Source organism: Leptotrichia sp. oral taxon 215 str. W9775 (assembly GCF_000469505.1).
GTDB lineage: Bacteria > Fusobacteriota > Fusobacteriia > Fusobacteriales > Leptotrichiaceae > Leptotrichia_A.
This window is the reverse complement of record NZ_KI272868.1, coordinates 1-2,575: the sequence shown is the minus strand read 5'-3', so window position 1 is coordinate 2,575 and position 2,575 is coordinate 1. Positions and strand designations below refer to the sequence as shown.

Below are 2,575 nucleotides of genomic sequence, written 5' to 3'. Positions count from 1 at the left end.
CTGTATTTGAATATGGGCTTTTTTGGTGCGAATGATGGGACTTGAACCCATACGGCTACTGCCACTACCCCCTCAAGATAGCGTGTCTACCATTCCACCACATTCGCAACTATACTTATTTTACATTATTTTCCCTTTTTTTTCAATAAAATTTTTTCATTTCCCGGTTTTTACACAAAAAATAAAATCATATTCTTCAATTTTCAATCCTATTCCTATTTTGGCATAAATGTTTCCCAATATTTAAATACCATAAATAACACATAAATTATAATTGCCATTTTTATAAAAAATTTTGTAGTCCTGAATATAAACCTCAAGAGTAAAATCACTATTATAAAACCTATTAATTCAAGCATCCTAAATATCCTTTCCATATAATTTCTTTATATATTCTGTTTTTTCGCCATTTTCATCATACACATATATTGCTTCTTCGATTACAAATCCTTTTTTTGCATCTTTTATTGCTTCCACAAGGCACAATTTTGCATTTTTACCTTTTCCTGTATAACAATTTTTCATCCGTTTTGGCTCCAAATTGTATTTTGTAAGTAATCCCAGTACTTCGACCAGTCTATCACTTCTAAAAACCATTGAAAAAGAGCCGTTATTTTTCAATAAATAAGCTGATATTTTAACTATTTCCTCAATTGTTATATCAATATTATGCCTTGCCCTGCTTATTTGTGTTAAGTCACTTATCTGATTAATATTTCCGTCATAATCAAAATACGGTGGATTAGTAACTATCACATCAAATTCATCTTTACTAAATATCTTATCATAATTTTTAATATCATCATTTATTATTTTGATACAGTCCTGAAAATTATTAGTATTTACATTTCTTATTGCCACCTCAGACATTTCCTCCTGAAGCTCTATCCCTGTTATTTCAGCCTTTGACTTTTTTGCCAGAATTAGTGAAATGACGCCGCATCCAGTTCCTATATCAAGTATTTTCTTTGTTTTTCTATTTATTTTAACAAAATTTCCCAGCAGAACAGAATCAAGAGTAAAATTCTGGAAATCATTTCTCTGTATAATTTCCATTCCATCCAGTACTGTCCTTGTTTCTTCTCCATTTTTTCTCATTTTATATTTTCCTTTTCGTATATTTTATTCTGATTTATTATATCATTTTTTATTCCAACCTTGAAATATATTTAAAACAATTATATAATAAACCCATTAGAAATCTATGAGGAGAAAATAATAAAATGGAAAATATAGAAAAAAATGAAATTTCAGGGCTTGGAAATACAGCTTGTGAAACAGTGTTGCCAGCAGTACCTCTACAGCCTTTGAAGGAAATAGAAAGAAGTATCCAGAAAAAATATAGAAGTGAACTTTGGTCACCTTTTATACGTGCATTAAAGGAATTTGAACTTGTTGAGGAAGGGGACAGAATAGCCATTGCAATTTCAGGGGGAAAAGACAGTCTTCTGCTTTCAAAACTTTTTCAGGAGTTAAAAAGGGCAAGTAAAACTAACTTTGAGCTTGTATTCATTTCCATGAATCCTGGTTTTAACGACATAAATTTACAAAATCTTAAAAAAAATCTGGATTATTTGGAAATTCCATGCGAAATTTACAATGACAATATTTTTGAAATTGCTGAACAGATTGCAAAAGATTACCCGTGCTATATGTGTGCTAAAATGAGAAGAGGAAGTCTTTATACGAAGGCTACTTCGCTAGGGTGTAATAAACTTGCCTTGGGCCATCATTTCGACGATGTAGTTGAGACAACCCTCATGAGTATGTTTTATATGGGAAAATTTGAAACAATGCTTCCCAGACTAAAATCTGATAATTTTGATATTGAGCTTATAAGACCGTTATTTTATGTTGAAGAAAAATCAATCATAAAATGGGTCAGAAATAACGGGATATTACCTATGAACTGCGGATGTACTGTTGCCGCCGGAAAAACTTCCAGCAAAAGAAGGGAAACAAAGGAACTTTTGGCACAGCTTGTAAAAAATAATCCTGACATAAAAAAAAGAATAATCCAGTCTACACAAAATGTAAATCTTGAAAAAATACTTGGCTGGAAAACTTCTGAAGGAAGATTTTCCTATCTGGATAAATTATAATCTCAGATAATTTAAAAACTTCTAATAATCTAAAAAATAGAATCTGAAAGTATCAGAAGGTATAACCAAAATTATCCAGAATTTTGTAAACTTAAAACATAAAAGAGGTTGTTTCAAAATAGTAAAAATTAAATACAATACATGAAAAAACTATATTTTTTTCATTTACTAAAATTTTACTCATAAAAACTGCACCTCCAATCTTGTGTCCAAGATTTTGGGTGCAGTACATTTTTTCATTTTCTTTTTGAGACAGCTCTTTTATTTTACAAATATGTATAAGTTTACCTATACATATTTTTTGTAAAATTCAGCATAGAATTAGTAGATTACTCTAAATCCTAATCCTCCTCTTACATTTTTACCTTTTGTATCATATCCAGCATTAAATGTAACTCCGAATCTCTGATTTTCTATTCCAAGGTTCAAGTCTGCCTTAAAGTTTCCTTTTCTGTCATCCTTTTCTCCTCTGA

2 protein-coding genes and 1 tRNA gene are annotated in these 2,575 nt (G+C 30.2%); 1 reads left to right on the top strand and 2 read right to left on the bottom strand.

Annotated elements, in window-relative coordinates:
- Window positions 1-23 precede the first annotated feature (23 nt).
- Window positions 24-107 (bottom strand) — tRNA-Leu (locus HMPREF1984_RS09865).
- 253 nt (window positions 108-360) lie between these two features.
- Window positions 361-1,098, bottom strand: a complete 738-nt coding sequence (locus tag HMPREF1984_RS09860) for a tRNA1(Val) (adenine(37)-N6)-methyltransferase (protein WP_021767851.1) — start codon at window positions 1,096-1,098, stop codon at window positions 361-363.
- A 125-nt stretch (window positions 1,099-1,223) separates the two neighbouring features.
- Between HMPREF1984_RS09860 and HMPREF1984_RS09855 the strand changes: the two genes are divergently transcribed.
- Window positions 1,224-2,102, top strand: a complete 879-nt coding sequence (locus HMPREF1984_RS09855) for an ATP-binding protein (RefSeq protein WP_021767850.1) — start codon at window positions 1,224-1,226, stop codon at window positions 2,100-2,102.
- Window positions 2,103-2,575 lie beyond the last annotated feature (473 nt).

Bases quoted from the DNA above. Each gene is read 5' to 3' on its own strand.
- HMPREF1984_RS09855 (WP_021767850.1), top strand. From the start codon at position 1,224: ATGGAAAATATAGAAAAAAATGAAATTTCAGGGCTTGGAAATACAGCT.
- HMPREF1984_RS09860 (WP_021767851.1), bottom strand. From the start codon at position 1,098: ATGAGAAAAAATGGAGAAGAAACAAGGACAGTACTGGATGGAATGGAA.